Origin of the sequence: Intestinimonas sp. RTP31139st1_F5_RTP31139_211217 (genome assembly GCF_040226735.1) — a bacterium.
GTDB classification, from domain to species: domain Bacteria; phylum Bacillota; class Clostridia; order Oscillospirales; family Oscillospiraceae; genus Intestinimonas; species Intestinimonas butyriciproducens.
The window spans coordinates 1-20,779 of sequence record NZ_JBCOAQ010000010.1; the positions used below are offsets into that span (position 1 = coordinate 1).

Below are 20,779 nucleotides of genomic sequence, written 5' to 3' on the forward strand. Positions count from 1 at the left end.
GTGGGAGGCCGCCGTTTTATCTATGAATTCTGCCGCAGCAGGGAGAGGAGCTGCTCGCCGGATCTGGACAGGGAGCAGCCTGCCCTTCCGCGGCCGAAGACCACGTAGCCGTTCTGACTCAAATAGTTCAAAAGCTCCCGCAGGCGGTATTCGGTCATGTAGAGCTCCTCTTCTGAAAGCGCCCGGAGGAGTCCACGCCGGCCAGCGGGCTTTCGCTTCAGCAGGATTAAAATATTCGTGATGGCCTCGCGGTCATACTGGGTCAGCTCGCCTACCCGCTTGTGGAGCAGGGCCTGGGAAGAGCGGGAGGACTCGTAAGTCTCCCGTATATAGTCCGGGAGGTGGTCCGCCGTGATGGGACCGTCGGAGAGATTGGCCATATACTCCACACAGTTCCTCAGCTCCCGAATGTTGCCCTTCCAGGGGTAATCCATCAAAAAAGCGCGCACCGCAGGCTCCATCTCCATTTTTTCCTTGCCCTCGTGGAGAAGAAATTCCTGGATGAGCAAGGGAATGTCAGAACGCCGGGAGCGTAGGGGCGGCACGTTGATGATAAGGGTGTTGAGCCGATAGTAGAGGTCCAGCCGGAAAGTGCCGCAGTCTACCAACGCGTTCAGATCGCGGTTGGTGGCGGCGATGATGCGGACGTCCACACGGATAAGTTCTCCGCTGCCTACTTTCATGATCTCGCGTTCCTCCAGTACCCGCAGGAGCTTTGCCTGGGTGGGAAGGGAGAGCTCGCCGATCTCATCCAGAAAGAGGGTCCCCTTCTGCGCCATCTGGAAAAGGCCCTCTTTTCCGCCCTTGCGGGCACCGGTAAAGGCGCCCTCTTCATAACCAAAGAGCTCCGATTCCAGCAGGGTGGGGGGGATCGCCGCGCAGTTCATGGCCACAAAGGGGAAATGGGCCCGGGAGGAGGCGCTGTGGATGGACTGGGCGAAGAGCTCCTTGCCTGTGCCACTCTCGCCGACGATCAGCGTGGGCTTATCGATCTGCGCGATGCGCCGGGCCTTCTCCAGGCACTGGGACATGGCCGGACTGTTCCCCTTGATATCCGAGAAGGTGTAGCGGGCCACATGCCCCCGCTTTGCAATCTGATGCCGGAGGGATCGCTCCAGATTGGTCAGCTCCGTAATGTCCTTGAGCAACAGGATGTAGAGGTCCCACTGCCTGTCCCCTTTGTTGATCTTTTCTTTGGAGACAGTAAAGCTTTTTCCTCTGCCATGGAGTGTGCACAGTCGGTTGCGGAATTCGCGGTCGGAAAAGATGAGGTCCTTCAGCTCGGCTTCCCAGGGGAAATCCCGGAGGACCCTTCCATAAAGATTGGGGCTTAGGCCAAAGAGCCGGATGAAGTTCTGGTTGAAGTTAATGATCCGCCAGTTCTGGTCGTAGATGACGATGCCGTAGTCGATGCACTCCATCACAGCTTTGAGCTGAAGCGTGGAGGCGCCGGAGGAGTCATAGAAGTAGGAGAGAAAGTTGTCCGGTACGGAAATCGTCCTGGAATAGCGGATGATCGCCTCCTCCAGGGCACTGTCGAGGATATTGGCCTTTACGGCAATCTCCAGCATGGTGGTCAGGGAAAGCTTGCGTGGGCCGAGATCAAAGACCCGTGTGACCCCGTCCGGCACCTGGTCGGTCTGGCCGGAGACAATGGCCAGGCCGATCCGCTTTTTATTCAAATTCCGATTGCCGGGATAGTTGACGTAGAGATTGAGATTCGTCACCCCCGCCTCATACAGGGCGTTGACCGCCTGATGGGCGGAGGAATAGTAATTAAAGCAGGCCAGGGCCTCCGTACCCACGGGGAAAAGCTTCAGCGCGTCCACCTTGTCTCTGGAAAAGGAGAAATTCAGATTGATGATTTGGGCATCCGGCCGCATCTGGCGCCTGGCCAAGGGAAAGGAGTAGGGGTTGGTGATCAGTACGATATCCGCCTGAGCAATGCCGCTGTCGGATGTGAAATCGGTCCCGTCGTCGGACTGGACGCAGGGGAGGATATTGAGCCGTTCGCCAAAGACCTTGACAAGCTCTTCGTAGTACATCTCCTGTACGGCTCTCCGCTTTGTGACCAAAAGCAGTGTCTTCATTGGTATCACCCCAAAACACCCCATAAACGTCTCGCAATCGGATTAATAATATTATTTTAGAATAAATAAATTAGAAATGCAAGCAAAATATATACAATTTGAAAGATATTTAGTGATTTTATGGAGATAAACGCCTAATGATAGAGAAACAAAAGAATTTTTGGGCGATAGAGCCCACAAATAGCCCCATAACAGACCGGTAAAGCACGAAAGCGATGAATTTCAGCAAACGTGATGGAATTGGGCCCTTGAAAATACAGTGGGTTGCGGCTTTTTGGGGGGAAAAGAAAAAGTTGGCACACGATTTGCTTCATACAAAATTGAAAGCGGCGGCATGAGGCCGGCGCAAGCGGAGAAAAAGAGGAGGAAGCTTCAATGAGTGAGCAAGTCAAGAAGAAAACGGTAAAACCCTGGCAAGCGATGCTGATGCTGATCTTGGGCATCGCCATCATCTTCATAGGGCTGAAGATGGGCATCAACAACCGCATCATCCTGCTGTTTGACGGTGTACTGATGTGCGTGCTCTCCTGCTGCTTTGGTATTCGGTATGACGATCTACAGGCGGATATGAAGGCGACCATCAGCTCGATGCTGGTGGCCATTCTGATTCTGATTGCGGTCGGCGTGCTGGTGGGCACCTGGATGATTTCCGGTACTGTGCCCGTCATGATCTATTATGGCATGAAAGTGCTGACACCGGGGCTGTTCCTGCCCATCGTCTGCGTTGTCTGTACGCTGATGTCCACCATGGCCGGAACCTCCTGGGGCACTCTGGCCACCGTGGGCGTGGCCTTTATGGGCGTGGCCCAGGGTTTGGGCGTGCCGCTGCCGGCCACCGCCGGCGCAATCGTAGTAGGGGCTTTTTTCGGGGATAAGATTTCACCGCTGTCGGACTCCCCTGTGCTGGTCTCCAGCGTGACGGAGGTGCCCCTGATGGAGGGGATCAAGCACGCGCTTTTGTCCACCGGCCCGGCCTATCTCGTATCGCTGGTGTTCCTGAGTATATACGGGTTGCGCTTCGGCGGGGGCACCGTGGGCGGTGAGACCTATGAAGCCATTCTGAGCACGGTGACCAGCCAGTTCAACCTCTCGCCCCTGCTGCTCCTGCCTCCCGTTGTGGTGGTGGTCCTGATCGTCCTGAAAAAGCCGACCCTGCCAACCTTCACCGCCGGTATCTTTGTGGCTGTGGTCCTGGCCATGGCGCTCCAGGGAGAGAATGTGCACTCGGTGGCCTCTGCCATGTACGGCGGCTTTGTCAGCGACACCGGCGTGGAGGTGGTGGACAGCATGCTGACCCGGGGCGGCTTTACCAGCATGCTCGGGACGATCGGTCTGCTCATCGCCGCCGGTGTGTTCGGCGCCCCCCTGCGTACCGCCGGCGTGGTGGATATCCTGTTGGACTATGTGCACAGGATAGCCGGAAACTCCAAAATCATGGCCACCGGCGTCCTGATCATCCACGCGCTGTTCTTCACCATTACCGGAGCCTACTATGTCTCTTACCCCGTGGTGGGCTCCATGGTGAAGGATATGTTCCCGGAATACGGCCTGGACAAAAAGAACCTGATGCGCATCATGCTGGACACCGGCACGGGTCTCGCGCCCCTGGTGCCCTGGGCCACCACTGGAGCCTATGTAGTGAGCACCCTGGGCATTGACAATATGTCCTTTGCCCCCTTTGCCCCCATGCTGTGGCTGTCCATCATCATCTCCTTGGTGATGGGGCTTACCGGTATCGGGATGGCCAAGCTGAAGGCCCCAACAACCGCTCAGATGTGAGAGAGGAGAAGATCGGAATGGAAAAGATCATCAAGCGCTGGTACGATATGATTCGGATCAACAGCGTCAACGGGCATGAAGTCAATCTGGCAGATTACATCGCCAAGGAGCTTCGCGCCATGAACCTGGAGCCCCACTACAGCTACTTTCCCGAGGACCGGACGGAGAAGGCCCGCCCCTCTGTCTGGACGGTGCTCGACAGCGGAAAGCCGGGAAAGACCGTCATGCTCATTGGGCATATCGACACGGTGGATGTGGCCAATGGCTGGAACACGGACCCCTTTGTGCCCACCGAGGACGGGGATAAGGTCCACGGCCTGGGCGCCATGGATATGAAAGGTGGGCTGGCCGCCATTCTGGAGACCTTGGAGTATTATACCCGGCATACCGACGCATTTACCGGGACGATCGAGGCGTGCTTTGTCTCCGATGAGGAGGGGCTCTCCAAGGGAACTTACCAACTGGTGGAGGAGGGCATCACAGCCGATTACGCCATTATGGCGGAGTGCCGGTATGATAACGTCGCCATCGGGTTTCGGGGCCGCTACAGCTTTGAGGTGACGGTCCATGGCGTGGCCGCACATGCCAGCCACTATCCGGCGGTAGGTGAGAACGCATTGATCTCCGGAGGCAGACTGGCTGCGGCCATCGAGGCCCTGCCTACCCTGACCCATCCCAACCTGAAGCATGGAACCTGGTGTGTCCGGCACATGGAGGGGGGCAACAAGGGCACTTTGGTGGTACCCGAGGTCTGCAATATCTTCGTAGACCGGTATGTGGTGCCGGGAGAGGACGAAAAAACCTGTATCCAACAGATACTGGATGCCGCACGCGCACTGGGTCTGGAAGAGAAGGTGGAGGTCCGCCTTAAGCCCCGGAATTCCCCTTACATGCAGTCCTTTGCCCTGGAGCCGGATGACGACCTGGTCACCACCCTCCAGTGTGCGTTTAAAGAGGTTACGGGTGAGGAGCTGCCGGTGGAATACGACCCATCGGTCTGCGATTCCAATATTTTGGCGGTATCTCTGGGGATACCCACCGTGACCTTCGGCCCCTCCGGCGGCGGTATGCACGCTGCAAACGAGTACGGCCATGCCTGGCAGGTGAAAAACTGTGCAGAGGTCTATAGGCGGACCGTAGCGGAATTGCTCAAATGAACTCCCCCAACCCAATCCCATGTGGTTGTCACACCCCCATCCGGCCCCGCTTCACAAAGAGGCGGGGCCGGATGGGGGTATTTGGCCTCGCCGCACTCAGGGCGCGCCGCAGCGCTCCATCAGCTGCTCCAGATTGTGGAGGGTCTCCTTGTGGATATAGTGCTCTACCTGCTCCACCTGCTCCAGTTCATCCGTGGTGCCGTTGACCCAGCAGAAAAAACGGTGGAGCAGGTCATGGCGGTAGAGCAGATAGGCCCCCAGTTCCGTTCCGGCGGACGTGGGGCGGATCAGACCGTACTTTTCAAATGCCACCAGCCCCAGATCCCGGAGCTGATAGACCATTTTAGAGGCCGAGGAGGGTCTCACATTGAGCCGCTGCGCCAGAAAATTGATGCGTGCATAGCCTTCCGTCCTGGCCTGGCGGCAGATCATTTCCAGATAATCCTCCATGGCGCTGGTCACGGTTTGGCCGCTGCGCATCTCATAGCCCTTCTGGGTGTAGAACGCCTGCTCCTCTTCCATAGTCACCCATCGACCCCCTTCGCATAAGATAGGGTGCGGAAACAAAGTTTCCCTCCCACAACATCTTATGATTGGAGCTGCCAGATATGTTTGAACAGCTTTCTATGAACACGCTTCTGGACGGGCAGAGCGCCCTTGTGAGCCGGGTGGACGCGGAGCCGTCCATGCGCCGCCGGTTGCTGGACATCGGGCTCATCCCGGGGACCAGGGTGACATGCCAGGGACACAGCCCCGCCGGGGACCCGGCGGCCTATCTGATTCGCGGAGCGGTCATCGCGTTGCGGGAGCAGGACGCCCGCTGCGTGGCGCTGGAGCAAGAGAACGTGCCCCAGGCCGTCGGCCGGGCGGTGCTGGCCTGATGGGCCTTACACATACCTCCACCGGCGCGGGGGCTGCCGACGCCGGACTGATCATCGACAGACGCAGCCCAGAGGATCGGGTCATCGCCCTGGCGGGGAATCCCAACGTGGGCAAGTCCACGGTATTCAATGCGCTGACCAACCTTCGTCAACACACCGGGAATTGGCCGGGAAAGACGGTGACCAACGCGCAGGGGCGGCATACCCACCGGGGCCGGGACTATATTCTGGTGGATCTGCCGGGGACCTATTCCCTTATGGCCCATTCCGCCGAGGAAGAGGTGGCCCGGGACTTCCTCTGCTTTGGCGGTGCCGACGGCGCGGTGGTGGTCTGTGATGCCACCTGCCTGGAGCGCAACCTGAATCTGGTGCTCCAGACGTTGGAGATCACCCCGCGCACCGTTGTGTGCGTCAATCTGATGGACGAGGCGCGGAGCAAGGGGATCGAGGTGGATACTGCGGAGCTTTCCCGCCTTCTGGGCGTGCCGGTGGTGGCTGCCGCCGCCGGGAGGAACGAGGGCCTGGGGCAACTGATGGAGGCCGTCGCGGATATGGCGGCGGCGGAGGAGGCGCCCCATACGTTCCGGCCTGGCTACCCCTCAGCCGTAGAGAGGGCGCTGGCCCGCCTGGAGCCAGTGCTGGCCCGGCGGCTGGAGGGGCGGCTTCCGGCGCGGTGGACGGCCCTGCGGCTGCTGGATCAGGACCCCTCTCTGCTGTGTGCCTTGGAAAAATTCCTCGAAATCGACCTGATGGAGGACCCGGAGGTGCGCGTCGCCCTGCTGGAAGCGCAGGCGGGGCTGAAGGAAGAGGGACTGGACCAGGAGAGCCTGCGGGAGACCGTGGTGGCCTCTCTGGTCCGGGCAGGGGCGGAGATTGCCGGGGAGACGGTGACGTTCCACCGGGAGGACGCGGCCAGGAGGGACCGACAATTGGACCGTATCCTCACCAGCCGAGCCACCGGAATCCCAGTGATGCTGTGCCTGCTGGCTGTGGTATTCTGGATCACCATTGCCGGGGCCAATGTTCCGTCGGCCCTCCTGGCGGACGGCCTGTTCTGGGTGCAGGATCGGCTTACCGATCTCTTTGCGTACTTACAGGCCCCCGAGTGGCTCCACGGCGCGCTGGTGCTGGGGGTCTATCGGGTGCTGGCCTGGGTGATTTCTGTCATGCTGCCGCCGATGGCTATCTTCTTTCCCCTCTTTACCCTGCTGGAGGACTTCGGGTATCTGCCGCGGGTGGCTTTTGTGCTGGACCACGCTTTCCAAAAGGCGCGGGCCTGCGGCAAACAGGCCCTGACCATGTGTATGGGCTTTGGATGCAACGCTGCGGGAATCGTAGGCTGTCGGATCATCGACTCCCCAAGAGAACGACTGATTGCCATCTTGACCAATAATTTTGTACCCTGCAACGGGCGATTTGCGCCGCCATAGAAAAGGCAACAATGGCGCGCGCAGGGCTTATCATTCATCTGTGGAGCCGGGGAGGCGCGCGCCGGACGGGGAGCGGAGGTATGTAAGCAGGCAATCCAGCACCTCCACTTTCTGCTGCGGCGTCAGCCCCGCCTCTGAAAGACGCCGCCGGATGTATCTGGTGTAGATCTCGTCAATGCCGTCGGCGCGCGCCGGCCCCTCCGGCGCAGGGAGCGGATGGACCTCCACGGCTTGGACTCTGTTTTTTCGCACAGGCACCCTCCTTACACAAGACATACGGATAGGGTCATCCTATGCGAAAGTGTCCGCCGGATGCTTCCAAGAGCCAATTTGAAAAAAGTTTAGATTTCTATATTCCCTTGTTTAGGTTTTTCCTTTAAAATTAAAATCGAAAAGATGGGAGAGAACGGGGGAATCGGCAGTGAAGCGGCGGATCTTTGTCTACCATACGCTGACTGTGCTGGCGGCTCTGGTGGCGCTGCTTGCGGTCAGCGGCAGCGTGATGCACTGGATCACCAGCCGCTATCTGGAGTGGTCCCGCTCGGCGATGGACACCAGGACCGTACAGGTCCAGGAACGGCTCTCCGACTATACCGCCGACGGGAACTGGAAGGCGCTGGACGCGGAGCTTGCCGAACTGCGGTACAGCCTGTACGTGCTGGAAAACGGGCGGGAGATCTACTCCTCTTTGAATCCCTTTCAGGAAGAGAGCTACCGGCGGCTCTATGGGGACAAGTCCTGGCCCAGCCGGGATGCGCTCACGGTCCAGAACGAGGGTATGATCATGATCGGGACGCGGAGCGACGCCTATACCATCGTCGCCGTATCGCAGCCCGACGTACCGAAGATATTCGGGCACCAGCGTCCTCAGGGCGAGGCGTTCATGCTGACTCTCCTGGCCAGCGGCTTTGCCGCCATTGTGATCATCGTCCTGCTGAGCCTGATATTTACCAATTATCAGATCAAACAGCTCATGCGCCCTGTGAACGCCTTGGCCGAGGCGGCGCAGCGGGTGGAACAGGGAAATTTCTCCCAGCCGGTGGCATACGGCGGAGAGGACGAGTTTGCCTCGGTCTGTGCCGCCTTTGACCACATGCAGCAGCACCTGCTCTCCGAGCGGGAGAAAAACGCCGCCTATGAGCAGGCGCGCACCGATCTGGTGGCGGGGATCTCCCACGATCTGCGCACCCCCCTCACCTCGGTGAAGGGCTACATCAAGGGACTTCAGGATGGGGTTGCAAAGACGCCGGAGAAACAAGCCCAATATTTGGACATTGCGTACCGCAAGGCCTGTGATATGGACATCCTTCTCCAGCGGCTGTTCTACTTTTCAAAAATGGAGACGGGCAACCTGCCGCTGTTCCCCGAGCCGGTCGACCTGGGGCGCTTCGTACAGAAATTTGCGGAGGATATTCAGGGAGAACTGGAGGCCAAGGGCGGGCAGGTGATCCTGCGGGGCGCACCCGCGCCCCATCCCGTCCGGATTGACACCGAGCAGATGTATCGGGTGCTGACCAATCTGACGGACAACGCAATCCGGTACGCCGGAGCGGCCCCTCTGGAGATCACCCTGATGGTATGGAGAGAGCGGGACGCGGAACGCCTGCGCTTTGCCGACAATGGGACCGGCGTACCGGAGGAACAGCTCTCCCATCTCTTTGAGCAATTCTGGAGGGGCGATCAGGCCAGGGGAAGCCGTGGCGGCGAGGGAAGCGGCCTGGGGCTTTACATCGTCAAATATATCGTAGAGGCCCATGGCGGTACAGTTACGGCCCGAAACGACCACGGCCTGGTCTTTGAGATCGGACTGCCCTGTGAGGAGGCACTGTAAATGAGTAAAATTCTGATTGTGGAGGACGACAGCGAAATCGCCCTGCTGGAGCGGGACTATCTGGAAATCGAGGGATTGGAATCTGACGTGGTTTCAGACGGGGAGAGCGCGGTGTCCGCGGCGCTCTCCGGCGGCTACGATCTGGTGCTGTTGGACTTGATGCTGCCCGGCCTCAACGGCTATGATGTCTGCCGGCAAATACGGGACCGGGTTGACGTGCCCATCCTGATGGTCACCGCCCGCACCGACTCGGTGGACAAGATCCGGGGCCTGGGTCTGGGGGCCGACGACTATATCGCCAAACCGTTTGACCCGGCGGAGCTGGTGGCCCGGGTAAAGGCGCATCTGAGCCGGTATGCCCGGCTCACCGGGAGCGGGGGGCGGCAGGCGGAGCAGGAGGTCATTGTTGTGGGCGATCTGCAGATCCTTCCCCGGAGCTGGAAGGTCTACAAAGGGGAGCGGGAACTGAAGATGCCCAACCGCGAGTTTGCACTGCTGAAATTTCTGGCGGAGAATCCCAACATCGTCTTTTCCAAGGAACAGCTCTTTGAGACCATCTGGGGCTATGACTATGTGGGCGATAGCGCCACGGTCACCGTCCATATCGGGCGCATCCGGGAAAAGATAGAGGACAACCCGTCTCATCCCAAGATCATCGAGACCGTCTGGGGAGCTGGGTACCGTCTCAACCGTTGAGCAGAAATGGAAAAAGCCCCTCCGGGAGCGAGCTCGCTCCCGGAGGGGCTTTTTGGAATGTTTGGAAGCTGTTTAGAATTTGTTTCGATTTTCCTCCGGGGCTGTTTAGATTCCTCCAGTACAATGAAAAGCCGTAAACCGGATACAACCTCACATGGAAAGGATGGCTGGAAGCAATGAAATTCAACGTGGGGAAAAAGTCTGCGTCCGCACAGAATGCCTCTGGCGGAACAGCGGTAAAACCAAAGAAAAAAGGGCGGGGGAAAAAGCTGGTGGCGCTGATTTTGGTGTGCGCCATTGCCGGCGGCGGAGTTTGGTATTTCCTTGGACATAACAAGGCCTCTGCGGCCCAGGCGTCCGACACTACGTATACGACCGCCGCGGTCGAACGGCGGGACATCACGGCCTCCATCACCGGCAGCGGCACCCTGGAAGCGGCCAACTCCTATTCCGTCACCACCCTTCTGGAGGGCACCATTCTCACTGCGGACTTTGAAGAGGGAGACCAAGTGGAGGAGGGGACGGTGCTCTACACCATCGACTCCTCCAACGCGTCCAGCTCCCTGGAAAAGGCGGAGATCTCCCTCAACCAGTCGCAGCGCAGCTACAACAATAAGCTGGAGAGCCTGGAGGACCTGAACGTCACGGCCTCGACCTCCGGACGGGTGATCTCCCTGGATGTGGAGGTGGGAGATGATGTGTCGGCGGGGCAGACTGTGGCCACCATTCGGAACTCCGACGTGATGAGCCTCACGGTCCCATTCCCGGCGGACGATGCGGCGAACTTCTATGTGGGGCAGACCGCCTCCGTTACCCTGGACAGCACCTTCGAAGTGCTGAGCGGGGCCGTCAGCAAGATCTCTGCCGTAGATACGGTGCTCACCGGCAACATCATTGTCCGGGAGGTGACCATTGACGTCACGAATCCCGGCGGCATCTCCACCACACAGAGCGCCACGGCGGAGATCGACGGAGTTGGCAGCAGCTCCGGCAGCACCTTTGCGTACGAGGACGAGGCAGTGGTCACCGCAGCCATCTCCGGGGAGGTCGCCTCCCTCCAGGTCGCGGAGGGGGACTGGGTGGATAAGAACCAGGTGATAGTCGTTCTCAGCAGCGACACCTTGGCGGATGAGATCCAGAGCGCCTCCGAGTCCCTGCGCAACGCGGAGCTCTCCCTGGAGTCCCAATATGACCAGTTGGACGATTACACCATCACTTCGCCTATCTCCGGCACGATCATCGACAAGAACTACAAGGCCGGAGAGACCACCGAGTCCAATCAGGTCCTCTGTTCCATCTATGACCTCTCTTATCTCACCATGACCCTCAGTGTGGATGAGCTGGACATCGCCGATATTGCCGTGGGACAGACCGTTTCCATCACGGCGGACGCTGTGGAGGATGCGACCTATGAGGGCGTTGTCACCAAGGTCAGTGTGGCGGGTACCTCGTCGGGCGGCGTCACTACTTATCCCGTCACCATCCGTATCGACGAGACCGATGGCCTCCTGCCCGGCATGAGCGCCGACGCCACCATCGTTCTGGACAGCGCCACCGATGTGCTGGCCATCCCCTCCGCAGCCCTGATGCGGGGCAATCTGGTCCTGGTCACCGCCGACTCTCCCAGCGCCGCCAACGGCACCGCCATGAGTATTCCGGGAGATGGACAGAAGGAGGGCACGGACAGCGCCGAGAGCGCCTCCGGCCAGTCGGGAGCGGAGTATGTCTCCGTGGAGGTCACCGTAGGCGTTAGCGACGACAGTTACCTGGAGGTCATCTCCGGCCTTCAGGAGGGCGATACCGTGGCCTATATCCCCACAACCAGCTCCGGCAGCAGCTTCCAGATGGGCATGATGCCCGGTGGCGGCGGAATGCCAGGCGGTGGCGGCGGGATGCCCGGCGGCGGCGGCCCGGGAGGATTCTGATATGAACGCCCTCATCGAGTTTAAAGAGGTCTGCAAATATTACCATATGGGGGACACCACCGTGGTGGCCGCCGACCACATCTCCTTTCAAATCTATAAGGGCGAATTTGTGGCCATTGTAGGTCAGTCCGGTTCCGGTAAGTCCACCTGTATGAACATCATCGGGTGCCTGGATGTCCCCTCTGAGGGGATCTACCTGCTGGACGGGCGGGATGTGGGACAGATGAACAAAAATGAATTGGCGGAGATCCGCAACGAGCTTTTAGGGTTTATTTTCCAGCAATACAACCTGCTGCCCAAGCTCAATCTGGTGGAAAATGTGGAAGTTCCGCTGATGTATGCCGGTGTCCCCAGGGCGGAGCGCCGGGAACGGGCCAAGGTGGCCCTGGAAATGGTGGGGCTGGGGGATAAGCTCAAGCACAAGCCCACCCAGCTCTCCGGCGGTCAGCAGCAGCGGGTGTCCATCGCCCGGGCGCTGGTGGGGGAGCCGGCGGTCATCCTGGCCGACGAGCCCACCGGGGCCCTGGACTCCCGGACGGGACGCGAGGTGCTCTCGCTGCTCCAGGAGCTCCATGCCGCAGGCAACACGGTGGTCCTCATTACCCACGACAATTCCATCGCCGTTCAGGCGCAGCGGATTATCCGGCTGGAGGACGGGCACGTGGTCTATGACGGGCCTTCCGACGCGCCGGAGGCGGTGGTCACGCCCAAGGCCGCCGGCACGGGAGGAGGCGCATCGGCTTGAGCATTCTGGAATCTCTCTCCCTGGCCATTAAGAATATCCTCTCCAGCAAGACAAGGACCCTGCTCACCATGCTGGGCATTATCATCGGCGTGGCCGCCGTTATCGTCATCGTGGGCCTGGGCAACGGCCTGGAGGGCTATGTCACGGACAGCTTTTCCAGCATGGGCACCAATACCCTCACCGTTTCGGTCATGGCCCGCGGCTCCACCCGCACCCTGGAGGTGGAGGATATGTATGACATCGTGGATGAGAACAGCCAGTATTTGGACCTGGTCTCCCCCACAGCCAGCATGGCGGGTTCGGTAAAGATCGGCTCCGATACCTCCAGCTACACCTCTGTCAGCGGTGTGAGCGAGGATTACTTTGACATCAAGGGGTATGATGTGTCCAAAGGCCGCGGCCTCCAGTACAGCGACGTCTCCCAGCGCAGCAAGGTCTGCGTGGTGGGGGCCTATCTGGACCAGGCCTATTTCGGCGGCAACTCCGTGGGCCAGACTCTGCGGGTGGGAGGCCAGAGCCTGACCATCGTCGGGGTCATGGAGCAGCAGAGCGACGAGCTGGAGGAGGGCGGTACCGACGATTGCCTGTATCTGCCCTACTCCACAGCCTCAAGGATATCGGGGCGGATCTCCAGCTATGTGATCACCGTGCGGGATGAGAACTACCTCTCAGAGAGCAAGGACGCGCTGGAGGATGCGCTCTATGACTTTTTCGAGAGCGACGATTTCTATACCGTCGTCAGCATGTCCGAGATGTTGGAGACCATGACCAGCATGATCAATATCCTGGTGGGTGTGCTGGCCGGCATCGCCGCCATCTCTTTGGTGGTGGGCGGCATCGGCATCATGAACATCATGCTTGTCTCCGTCACGGAGCGGACCCGGGAGATCGGCATCCGAAAATCCCTGGGCGCTAAAGAGCGGTACATCATGGAACAGTTTGTCATCGAGGCGGCCTGTACCAGTGCACTGGGCGGCGTCATCGGCATCCTCATGGGGTACGGCCTGTCCTCCGTGGCCACGATGGTGGTCACCCGGCTCATGGAGGAGACCCTTACAGTGGCCCCCAGTGTCGGGGCGGTGATCATGGCCTTCGGGATCTCGGTGGGCATCGGCGTCCTCTTCGGTTATCTGCCCGCCAAGAAGGCGGCCGCACTCAACCCCATCGACGCCCTGCATTACGACTGATTTAGGAGTGAAAAGGATGAAAAAGCGTTTGATCTCCCTGGCGCTCACGCTGTGCCTGGCCCTCTCCCTGGGGACCACCGGGGTACTTGCCGCACAGGACGAGACTACGGCCCTGGAGACTGTAAAGGTGCTGGGCATCATGGTAGGAGACGAGAACGGAAACATGAACCTCTCCTCCCAGGTGACCCGTGCCGAGTTTGTAAAGATGATGACGGCCGCTTCCTCCTATAAGGACACCGTGGGCAGCGGGTACGGCGCCTCGCTCTTCAAGGATGTGAAGAGCAGTCACTGGGCCAGCGAGTACATCAAGCTGGGTGTGGAACAGGGCTGGTTCACCGGCTATGTGGACGGCACTTTCCGCCCGGACAACTCCATCACGCTGGAGGAGGGATGTACCGCCCTGCTGCGTCTGCTGGGCTATGATTCCGGCAGCCTGGCGGGCTCCTTCCCCACCGCGCAGCTCTCGAAGGCCGGCGCCATCGGACTTTTGGACGATACGACAGCCATGCAGGGCCAGACCCTGACCCGCCAGGACTGCGTGACCCTATTCTACAATCTGCTGACGGCGGGGAACAGCGCGGGGGCCGTCTATGGCGCCACGCTGGGGTACACCATTACCAATGGGGAAGTGGACTACTCCACTCTGGTCAGCAGCGACACCAAGGGCCCTTATGTGGCCTCCTCCGGTACTCTTGAGCTGCCCTTCAGCACGGATCATGTCACGGTCTACCGCAACGGCAGCGCCTCTAGCCTCTCGGCGGTGAAGCAGTACGACGTCTACTACTATAACGCCAACCTCCGCACCGTCTGGATCTACAGCAATCGGGTTACCGGTACGCTCACTGCGGTTTCTCCCAATCGGGCAGCGCCCACTTCCGTCACTGTGGCGGGCACGACCTACGACATCGGCACCTCCACCGCCACCTATAAACTCTCCAGCCAGGGCGGGTTTGCCGACGGCGATACCATCACCCTCCTGCTGGGGATGAACGGCGAGGTGGTGGATGCCATCAGCGCGCAGGACAGCGATACCGTCTATTACGGCGTGGTGGTCGCCAGTGAAAAGTCCGCCTCGTCTTCCACCACCGTATCCGATACCGCCAGCGTGCAGACTGCCACCCAGGTCGCCTGCTCTGACGGGACCACCCGCACCTTCTACCACGACGGAAGCGCCTTCTCCACCGGACGTCTGGTGACTGTAACGGTGAACAGCAGCGGCACCACGGTGAAGAGCCTCTCCAGCCGTAGCTTGACCGGCACCGTCAGCAGCGACGGCACCCGTTTTGCAGGGTATGACTTTGCCGCCGATGCGGAGATCCTGGACACCGACAGCGAGGGCGGGTATGTCCGCATTTATCCCTCCCGCCTGGCGGGGAGCAAGCTCACCTCCGACAATGTGCGCTATTACACGCTGGATGAAAACGGGGATATCGACCATCTGATTCTGGAGGAGGCGACGGGTGATACGCGGACCTATGTGTACGTGACTGAGGCCGACAAGTCTGTAAGCGATACAAGCGTCTCCGGGACGTATACCTATCTCTACAAGGGGGCGTCCAGTACGGTCAGCGGTTCTACCGCCTATAATGTCTCGGCTGGCGGCGCGGTGCTCCGCTATGACGGCGGCAGTCTGAGGAGCATCCAGCAGCTTACCTCGGCAAAGCTGACCCAGCTCTCCGACCTCTACGCCATGGCCGGGAATCAGAAATACCTGCTGGATGAGAATGTACAGGTGCTGCTGAAAGACGCGGGCTCCTCCAGCGGATACTATGCCACCACGCTCTCCGAGATCAATGCGGACGATTATTCTCTGGTGGGCTGGTACGACGATATGGGCTGTCCGGCCGGCGGGCGCATCCGCATCATTGTGGCCACGGCAAACTGAGACCTCCAGCCATCCAGGCTTCCTATACAGATACCGAGGAGCGGCGTCCCACTGTCGGGACGCCGCTCCTTCCGGCTTTTGGGGAGGGGGACCGTCCAGAAAGAAAGTTGGCGGCCGCGCCCCCCAAATCCGACGGCTTACCCTCGAGCAAGGGCGCTATGCTATAGGCGGCGGGGCCGCTTGGCACTACAGACCGGGATGGAGGGGGGAGGAGCACAGTGAAATTCAAGATATACAGCCGGAAATCCGTGTTTACCGGCAAGGGGGAGTCCATTGAAAATCAGGTAGAGATGTGCAGAGATTATATTTTTGCAAACTTCCCAGGCAGTGAGGAGTGCGATATCACCGTCTACGAGGACGAGGGATTCTCGGGAAAAAACCTGGATCGGCCCCAGTTCCAGAGGATGATGCGGGATATCAAGCGCGATAAACCTGACTGCCTGGTCTGTTATCGTCTGGACCGAATCAGCCGCAATGTGGGGGACTTTGCCGCCCTCATTGAAGAGCTGGGCAGAAGGGGGGTCGCCTTTGTCTGTATTCGGGAAAAATTTGACACAGGGACCCCGATGGGAAAGGCCATGATGTATATTGCCAGCGTGTTTGCCCAGTTGGAACGGGAGACCATTGCCGAGCGGGTGAGGGATAACATGCTGATGCTTGCGAAAATGGGGCGCTGGCTGGGGGGGACGACTCCCACGGGCTATACTTCGGAACGGGTGCGGGAGATCATTGTGGAGGGCAAGGTGAAATTCTCCTGCCAACTGAAAGAGAAGCCGGAGGAAATCCGGACCGTACAGACGATCTACGAAAAATTTCTGGAGCTTCAGAGCCTCAGCGGGGTGCGCAGGTACCTGCATGAACAGGGACTCCGCTCCCGGCGGGGGGAGGACTTTTCCCTGATCGGGCTGCGGGAGATCCTGCAAAATCCAGTCTATTGCGCGGCGGACCAAGAAGCGCTGAACTATTTTACAGCGCGGTGCGCCGACGTCTGCTTCACGGCGGAGGCGTGCGGGCGGGGGCGGGGGCTGCTGGCCTACAACAAGCGGGATTACACCAAGGGGCATGCACCCCGCAACCCTGTGGAAAAATGGATTGTGGCAGTGGGAAAGCACAGGGGGCTGATCTGCGGGCGGGACTGGGCAGTGGTACAGGAGCTGCTGGAGGCGAACCGGTCGGGTGCCCGCCGGGTCGGCGCTCACAACAGTTACGCCCTCCTGTCCGGAGTGATCCGCTGCACCAGGTGCGGCGGGCGGATGTTTGCCAAGGCGCGCAGTGGCAGAGACGAGCAGTACGATTATATCTGCCGGACCAAGCTGGAGCTTGGACGCGGGGCCTGCTCCTGTCAGAATCTGCATGGAGAACAGGCGGACGATACGGTGTGCCGCTGTCTGGAAGCCCATATGCGCCCCGGTCCGGGGCTGGAGCGGCTGCTGGAGGGGATGAGACGGGAATTTGCAGAGGAAGAGGAGCGGACCCCGACTGCTGCGGCGCGTAGCCGCCGGGAGGCGTGCGGCAGGGAGCTGGACCGATTGGTTCTCGCGCTGGGCTCTGGTGGCGGGCAGGACGGCGCCTTTGTGCAGAGGATCGCGGCCCGAGCCGCGGAACTGGAGGAAGAGCTGCGCCGTTTGGAAGCGGCCGCACAGAAGCGGGAGCAGAGAGCGGAAAGCGGGAAGGCGGAGGCGCTGTGCGCCGAATTCTTGGACCCCGCTCAGTGCACCGCACGCATGTCGGTGCCGGAAAAGCGGGCGCTGATCCGCAGACTGGTCCAGAGGTGCGAATGGGACGGCGGTACGCTCCGGATCTTTCTCTCCGCAACCGGCTGAACGGTCCCAACTCCCGGTCCTTCTTTCCCCACAGCGACGCTTTGAACGCCGCGGGACCGGAAAAGTTGCCGTTGGGATGGCGGCGCATTTCCGATCCTCATTGCGATTATCAGCATGTTCTTTGTGGGGGTGAACGCCGGCCCGGGAAAATCGCTGCTGGCGGCCGTTATGCTCACCGGCGTCATCCTCCTGGGCGTGGTCATGACCTTCTGGGTGTCCCGGCTCCTGTCCGCCACCATCCTGAAAGGCGTGCCCTCCTCCTTCACCCTGGAGCTGCCGCCCTACCGCAGGCCCAGGGTGGGGCAGGTCATCGCCCGGTCGGTGTTGGACCGGACCCTCTTTGTACTGGGGCGGGCTGTAGCAGTGGCCGCTCCGGCGGGCCTTGTCATTTGGCTGTGCGCCAATGTGCAGGTGGGGGGCGTCAGTGTGCTCGCCCACTGTACCGGGTTCCTGGACCCCTTTGCCCGGCTTCTGGGGTTGGACGGAGTGATCCTTATGGCCTTTATTTTGGGGTTCCCGGCCAACGAGATCGTGATTCCCATCATCATCATGAGCTATCTCTCCACCGGAACCCTACTGGAACTGGACGATTTGGGGGCGCTGCATGAGCTGTTGGTCCGAAACGGTTGGACCTGGCTGACCGCAGTGTGCACGATGCTGTTTTCCCTGATGCACTGGCCCTGTTCCACTACCTGTATGACCATCGGGAAGGAGACCAAAAGTATGAAGTGGACGCTGCTCTCCTTCGCCATCCCTACGGGGATCGGCATGGTGGTCTGCTTTCTGGTGGCGAGCGGCGCACGGATCCTTCAACTTGTTTGACCCCGCGCTTTGCGATAAGAGCCGGACCTTTTTCTTTCGAAAGGCCCGGCTCTTATCATGGGCTTTATGGGGAACGGAAAAAATCCTTCCGGTCGGATGGCTGGTGCATAGAAAGGATAGGGGAAGCCACGCGGATATACGGTTTGAAAATGAAACAGGAGGCAGAGACGCCGGGGGAATCTGAGCGTTCTCCGGCGGGTTACCGTGAAATTTTTGAATGCGGCAGAAAAGAGACAGAAGAGAACGGAATGGGAGGAGGGAAGCGGCAAAAAATTTGCTGAAAATATATGGTTCATACCTCATAATTTCGACACCCTGTTACTTGACTTCCACTTTCATATGCCTATAATTAAAAGCCGGAAAAGCGAATAACGAAAGAATAAAAGCTTTCGGAAGGCGCTTTTTGTGCGTTGGGACCGGCTTTTTGTGGAAGGAGCCGGAAAAAAAGGAGGGAACTCTATGATCACATTTTTTGCTTGCCTGGTCCTGCTGATCGTGGGCTTTTTCACCTACGGCAAGTTGGTGGAAAAAGTATTCCGCGTGGACAACAGGCAAACCCCCGCAGTGGCCCATCCGGACGGGGTGGACTTTGTTCCCATGAAGACATGGAGAATTTATTTGATCCAGCTGCTGAACATCGCGGGTTTGGGTCCCATTTACGGCGCGCTGGCGGGCGCGTGCTGGGGACCTGTGGTCTACCTTTGGATTGTGTTCGGGACCATTTTGGGCGGCGGAGTCCATGACTTCCTGTCCGGCATGATGTCCGAGCGGCATGATGGCAAGTCCATCTCTGAACTTGTGGGTATCTACATGGGGAAGGTCATGACCTTCATCATGCGTGTCTTTTCCGTGGTCCTGCTGGTGATGGTGGGCGTCAACTTCTCCGTGGGCCCCGCCAAGCTGATCGGTATGCTCACTCCGCCTGTCGTCGGCACATCATTCTGGCTGGCAGTCATCCTGATCTACTATCTGCTGGCAACGTTTCTCCCCGTCGACAAGATCATCGGAAAGATCTACCCGATTTTCGGCATCTGCCTGATCATCATGGCGCTGGGGATCGCGGGGGCGATCCTGATCAACCCCGCCTATGAGCTGCCCGAGCTGACAGCCGCCGCGTTCTCCGTGGTACATCCCAAAGGACTGCCTATGTGGGCCATGATGTTTGTCACCGTGGCCTGTGGCGCGATCTCCGGCTTCCATGCCACACAGTCCCCCATCATGGCTCGCTGCCTCACCTCTGAGCAGGAGGGGCGCACCGTGTTTTACGGCGCCATGGTAACAGAGGGCATCATTGCCCTGATCTGGGCGGCTGCCGGTGTAACCTTCTATAACGGTGTGGGGCCGCTGTCCGACGCCATCGACGCACTGGGACAGGGCGGTGTGGTCTATGAGATATCCACCACGCTGATGGGCCCGGTGGGCGGCGTGCTGGCCATGATCGGCGTGATCGCTTGCCCCATCACCTCAGGTGACACGGCTTTTCGCTCCGCACGGCTCACCATCGCGGACTGGTTCCACATCGACCAGTCCAGCGTCAAAAAGCGCGCCGCGCTGTCCGCCCCCCTGCTGGTGGTGGGCGCGGTGATTGCTACGGCGCTGCCTTGGGATATCCTGTGGCGTTATTTCTCCTGGTCCAACCAGACGCTGGCCATGATGGTGCTGTGGACCGGCGCAGTGTTTCTCTTCCGGTTCGGCTACCCACCCGTGTGCTGCTTCATGGCGGCTTTGCCGGCGACCTTTATGTCCGCGGTCTCCATGACTTACATCCTGCAGGCGCCTGAGGGGTTTCAACTCTCTACCTCCATCGCCTACCCGGTAGGCGTGATCTTTGCCGCGGCCTGCTTGGTGCTTTTTGTGGTCCAGACCTATGTGAGGAATCGGGATTCCGCCGGCACCGCAGAGGTCAGGGCGTAGAAAGCGATCCCCTTTTCCTGCAATAAAAACCCACCGGCTTAGCTGGGTGCTCATAAGACAGTAAGCCTAAAATACTGAAACTTATGGCATCTGTCAAACGGGAACGGTCAAAAAGAGTGTCGGACTTAACCCTTGCGGTTGAGTCCGGCACTTTTCTTTTGCCTTGAAGTTGATCCGTCTGAGACAAGTTGTCCCAAAGTAAGGTATATCCTTCAGAGCCGCCCCCTTGCCCATGATTGGGCAAGGGCGGGGGGATTGGGTTGAACGCTTAAAATCAGGGGTGCATCTGTTAGCTTTTTGTGTTCTGACCCATTGTGGTGCAAGGGCTCCAAGGCGTGATTTTGGGGTGGGGTATATAATATCATTCCTCGCCCCCGATTTGGGCATATATGTTCCACATTTCTGGGGCCGGAAATAAGGGGCAGACCCGATAGGGGCTGTGACGCAACAACTGAGCTTTGGGACAATTTGTCCCGAAGCTCCGCCGGGTTTGGGGAGGTCCCCAACAAGCAAAATCGCAAGTGTGGCCACACTTGCATTGCTTGCCGGAACGTGCAGGGCCAGAAAGTGAGCGATTGAGCAAGGCTTGTTAATCGTGTTGACTTTCCTCACTT

15 protein-coding genes and 1 pseudogene are annotated in these 20,779 nt (G+C 59.4%); 13 read left to right on the forward strand and 3 right to left on the reverse strand.

Features of this window, described 5'->3' with window-relative positions; all coding sequences use genetic code 11:
• Nucleotides 1–20: 20 nt before the first annotated feature.
• The gene (locus ABUA09_RS08615; protein ID WP_349949311.1) at nt 21–2,090 is read right to left on the reverse strand and encodes a sigma-54 interaction domain-containing protein; all 2,070 of its coding nucleotides are present in this window, start codon (nt 2,088–2,090) and stop codon (nt 21–23) included.
• Between the two features lie 375 nt (nt 2,091–2,465).
• On the opposite strand from ABUA09_RS08615, the gene ABUA09_RS08620 reads away from it, so the two are divergent.
• Together ABUA09_RS08620 and ABUA09_RS08625 are read left to right on the forward strand one after the other, a co-directional pair.
• Nucleotides 2,466–3,869, forward strand: coding sequence for a Na+/H+ antiporter NhaC family protein (locus tag ABUA09_RS08620; protein WP_058118018.1), 1,404 nt, complete (start codon nt 2,466–2,468; stop codon nt 3,867–3,869).
• Nucleotides 3,870–3,886: 17 nt separating this feature from the next.
• A complete protein-coding gene (locus tag ABUA09_RS08625; protein ID WP_058118017.1) occupies nt 3,887–5,026 on the forward strand; it encodes a M20 family metallopeptidase in 1,140 nt (379 codons plus the stop codon).
• A gap of 96 nt (nt 5,027–5,122) precedes the next feature.
• On the opposite strand, the gene ABUA09_RS08630 is transcribed toward ABUA09_RS08625, so the two are convergent.
• A complete protein-coding gene (locus ABUA09_RS08630; protein ID WP_195608666.1) occupies nt 5,123–5,548 on the reverse strand; it encodes a metal-dependent transcriptional regulator in 426 nt (141 codons plus the stop codon).
• Nucleotides 5,549–5,634: 86 nt separating this feature from the next.
• Between ABUA09_RS08630 and ABUA09_RS08635 the strand changes: the two genes are divergently transcribed.
• Together ABUA09_RS08635 and feoB are read left to right on the forward strand one after the other, a co-directional pair.
• Complete coding sequence (locus ABUA09_RS08635) at nt 5,635–5,907, forward strand: FeoA family protein (protein WP_195614895.1); 273 nt, start codon at nt 5,635–5,637, stop codon at nt 5,905–5,907.
• A complete protein-coding gene (feoB, locus tag ABUA09_RS08640) occupies nt 5,907–7,337 on the forward strand; it encodes a ferrous iron transporter B (protein WP_082636070.1) in 1,431 nt (476 codons plus the stop codon). The genes ABUA09_RS08635 and feoB overlap by 1 nt, the downstream gene beginning before the upstream one ends.
• Nucleotides 7,338–7,367: 30 nt before the next feature.
• On the opposite strand, the gene ABUA09_RS08645 is transcribed toward feoB, so the two are convergent.
• Nucleotides 7,368–7,589 (reverse strand): hypothetical protein, encoded by a 222-nt coding sequence (locus tag ABUA09_RS08645; RefSeq protein WP_058118014.1) that lies wholly within the window; start codon nt 7,587–7,589, stop codon nt 7,368–7,370.
• 169 nt (nt 7,590–7,758) lie between these two features.
• On the opposite strand from ABUA09_RS08645, the gene ABUA09_RS08650 reads away from it, so the two are divergent.
• The 9 genes and pseudogenes from ABUA09_RS08650 to ABUA09_RS08690 all read left to right on the forward strand — a co-directional run bounded on the left by ABUA09_RS08650 (nt 7,759) and on the right by ABUA09_RS08690 (nt 20,165).
• Nucleotides 7,759–9,168: a HAMP domain-containing sensor histidine kinase gene (locus ABUA09_RS08650; protein WP_279202194.1), complete on the forward strand. Its 1,410-nt coding sequence runs from the start codon at nt 7,759–7,761 to the stop codon at nt 9,166–9,168.
• Nucleotides 9,169–9,864, forward strand: a complete 696-nt coding sequence (locus ABUA09_RS08655; RefSeq protein ID WP_033117548.1) for a winged helix-turn-helix domain-containing protein — start codon at nt 9,169–9,171, stop codon at nt 9,862–9,864.
• Between the two features lie 176 nt (nt 9,865–10,040).
• The gene (locus tag ABUA09_RS08660; protein ID WP_195973949.1) at nt 10,041–11,789 is read left to right on the forward strand and encodes an efflux RND transporter periplasmic adaptor subunit; all 1,749 of its coding nucleotides are present in this window, start codon (nt 10,041–10,043) and stop codon (nt 11,787–11,789) included.
• A 1-nt stretch (nt 11,790) separates the two neighbouring features.
• Entirely contained in the window at nt 11,791–12,534 is a 744-nt protein-coding gene (locus ABUA09_RS08665) for an ABC transporter ATP-binding protein (RefSeq protein WP_033117549.1), read from the forward strand.
• Nucleotides 12,531–13,721 (forward strand): ABC transporter permease, encoded by a 1,191-nt coding sequence (locus ABUA09_RS08670; protein ID WP_033117550.1) that lies wholly within the window; start codon nt 12,531–12,533, stop codon nt 13,719–13,721. The genes ABUA09_RS08665 and ABUA09_RS08670 overlap by 4 nt, the downstream gene beginning before the upstream one ends.
• A 16-nt stretch (nt 13,722–13,737) precedes the next feature.
• Nucleotides 13,738–15,606, forward strand: a complete 1,869-nt coding sequence (locus ABUA09_RS08675) for an S-layer homology domain-containing protein (protein ID WP_349949312.1) — start codon at nt 13,738–13,740, stop codon at nt 15,604–15,606.
• 218 nt (nt 15,607–15,824) lie between these two features.
• Nucleotides 15,825–17,429, forward strand: coding sequence for a recombinase family protein (locus ABUA09_RS08680; protein WP_195973951.1), 1,605 nt, complete (start codon nt 15,825–15,827; stop codon nt 17,427–17,429).
• Nucleotides 17,430–17,510: 81 nt separating this feature from the next.
• Nucleotides 17,511–18,251: pseudogene (locus tag ABUA09_RS08685) on the forward strand (nucleoside recognition domain-containing protein); the annotation flags it as partial.
• 459 nt (nt 18,252–18,710) lie between these two features.
• Nucleotides 18,711–20,165 (forward strand): carbon starvation CstA family protein, encoded by a 1,455-nt coding sequence (locus tag ABUA09_RS08690; RefSeq protein WP_279202188.1) that lies wholly within the window; start codon nt 18,711–18,713, stop codon nt 20,163–20,165.
• The last annotated feature ends 614 nt before the right edge of the window (nt 20,166–20,779 follow it).

What these genes read in the sequence shown, in the direction of transcription:
- ABUA09_RS08665 (WP_033117549.1), top strand. Translation starts at nt 11,791, where the DNA reads ATGAACGCCCTCATCGAGTTTAAAGAGGTCTGCAAATATTACCATATG.
- ABUA09_RS08660 (WP_195973949.1), top strand. Translation starts at nt 10,041, where the DNA reads ATGAAATTCAACGTGGGGAAAAAGTCTGCGTCCGCACAGAATGCCTCT.
- ABUA09_RS08635 (WP_195614895.1), top strand. Translation starts at nt 5,635, where the DNA reads ATGTTTGAACAGCTTTCTATGAACACGCTTCTGGACGGGCAGAGCGCC.
- ABUA09_RS08620 (WP_058118018.1), top strand. Translation starts at nt 2,466, where the DNA reads ATGAGTGAGCAAGTCAAGAAGAAAACGGTAAAACCCTGGCAAGCGATG.
- ABUA09_RS08615 (WP_349949311.1), bottom strand. Translation starts at nt 2,090, where the DNA reads ATGAAGACACTGCTTTTGGTCACAAAGCGGAGAGCCGTACAGGAGATG.
- ABUA09_RS08655 (WP_033117548.1), top strand. Translation starts at nt 9,169, where the DNA reads ATGAGTAAAATTCTGATTGTGGAGGACGACAGCGAAATCGCCCTGCTG.
- ABUA09_RS08630 (WP_195608666.1), bottom strand. Translation starts at nt 5,548, where the DNA reads ATGGAAGAGGAGCAGGCGTTCTACACCCAGAAGGGCTATGAGATGCGC.
- ABUA09_RS08675 (WP_349949312.1), top strand. Translation starts at nt 13,738, where the DNA reads ATGAAAAAGCGTTTGATCTCCCTGGCGCTCACGCTGTGCCTGGCCCTC.
- ABUA09_RS08690 (WP_279202188.1), top strand. Translation starts at nt 18,711, where the DNA reads ATGATCACATTTTTTGCTTGCCTGGTCCTGCTGATCGTGGGCTTTTTC.
- feoB (WP_082636070.1), top strand. Translation starts at nt 5,907, where the DNA reads ATGGGCCTTACACATACCTCCACCGGCGCGGGGGCTGCCGACGCCGGA.
- ABUA09_RS08625 (WP_058118017.1), top strand. Translation starts at nt 3,887, where the DNA reads ATGGAAAAGATCATCAAGCGCTGGTACGATATGATTCGGATCAACAGC.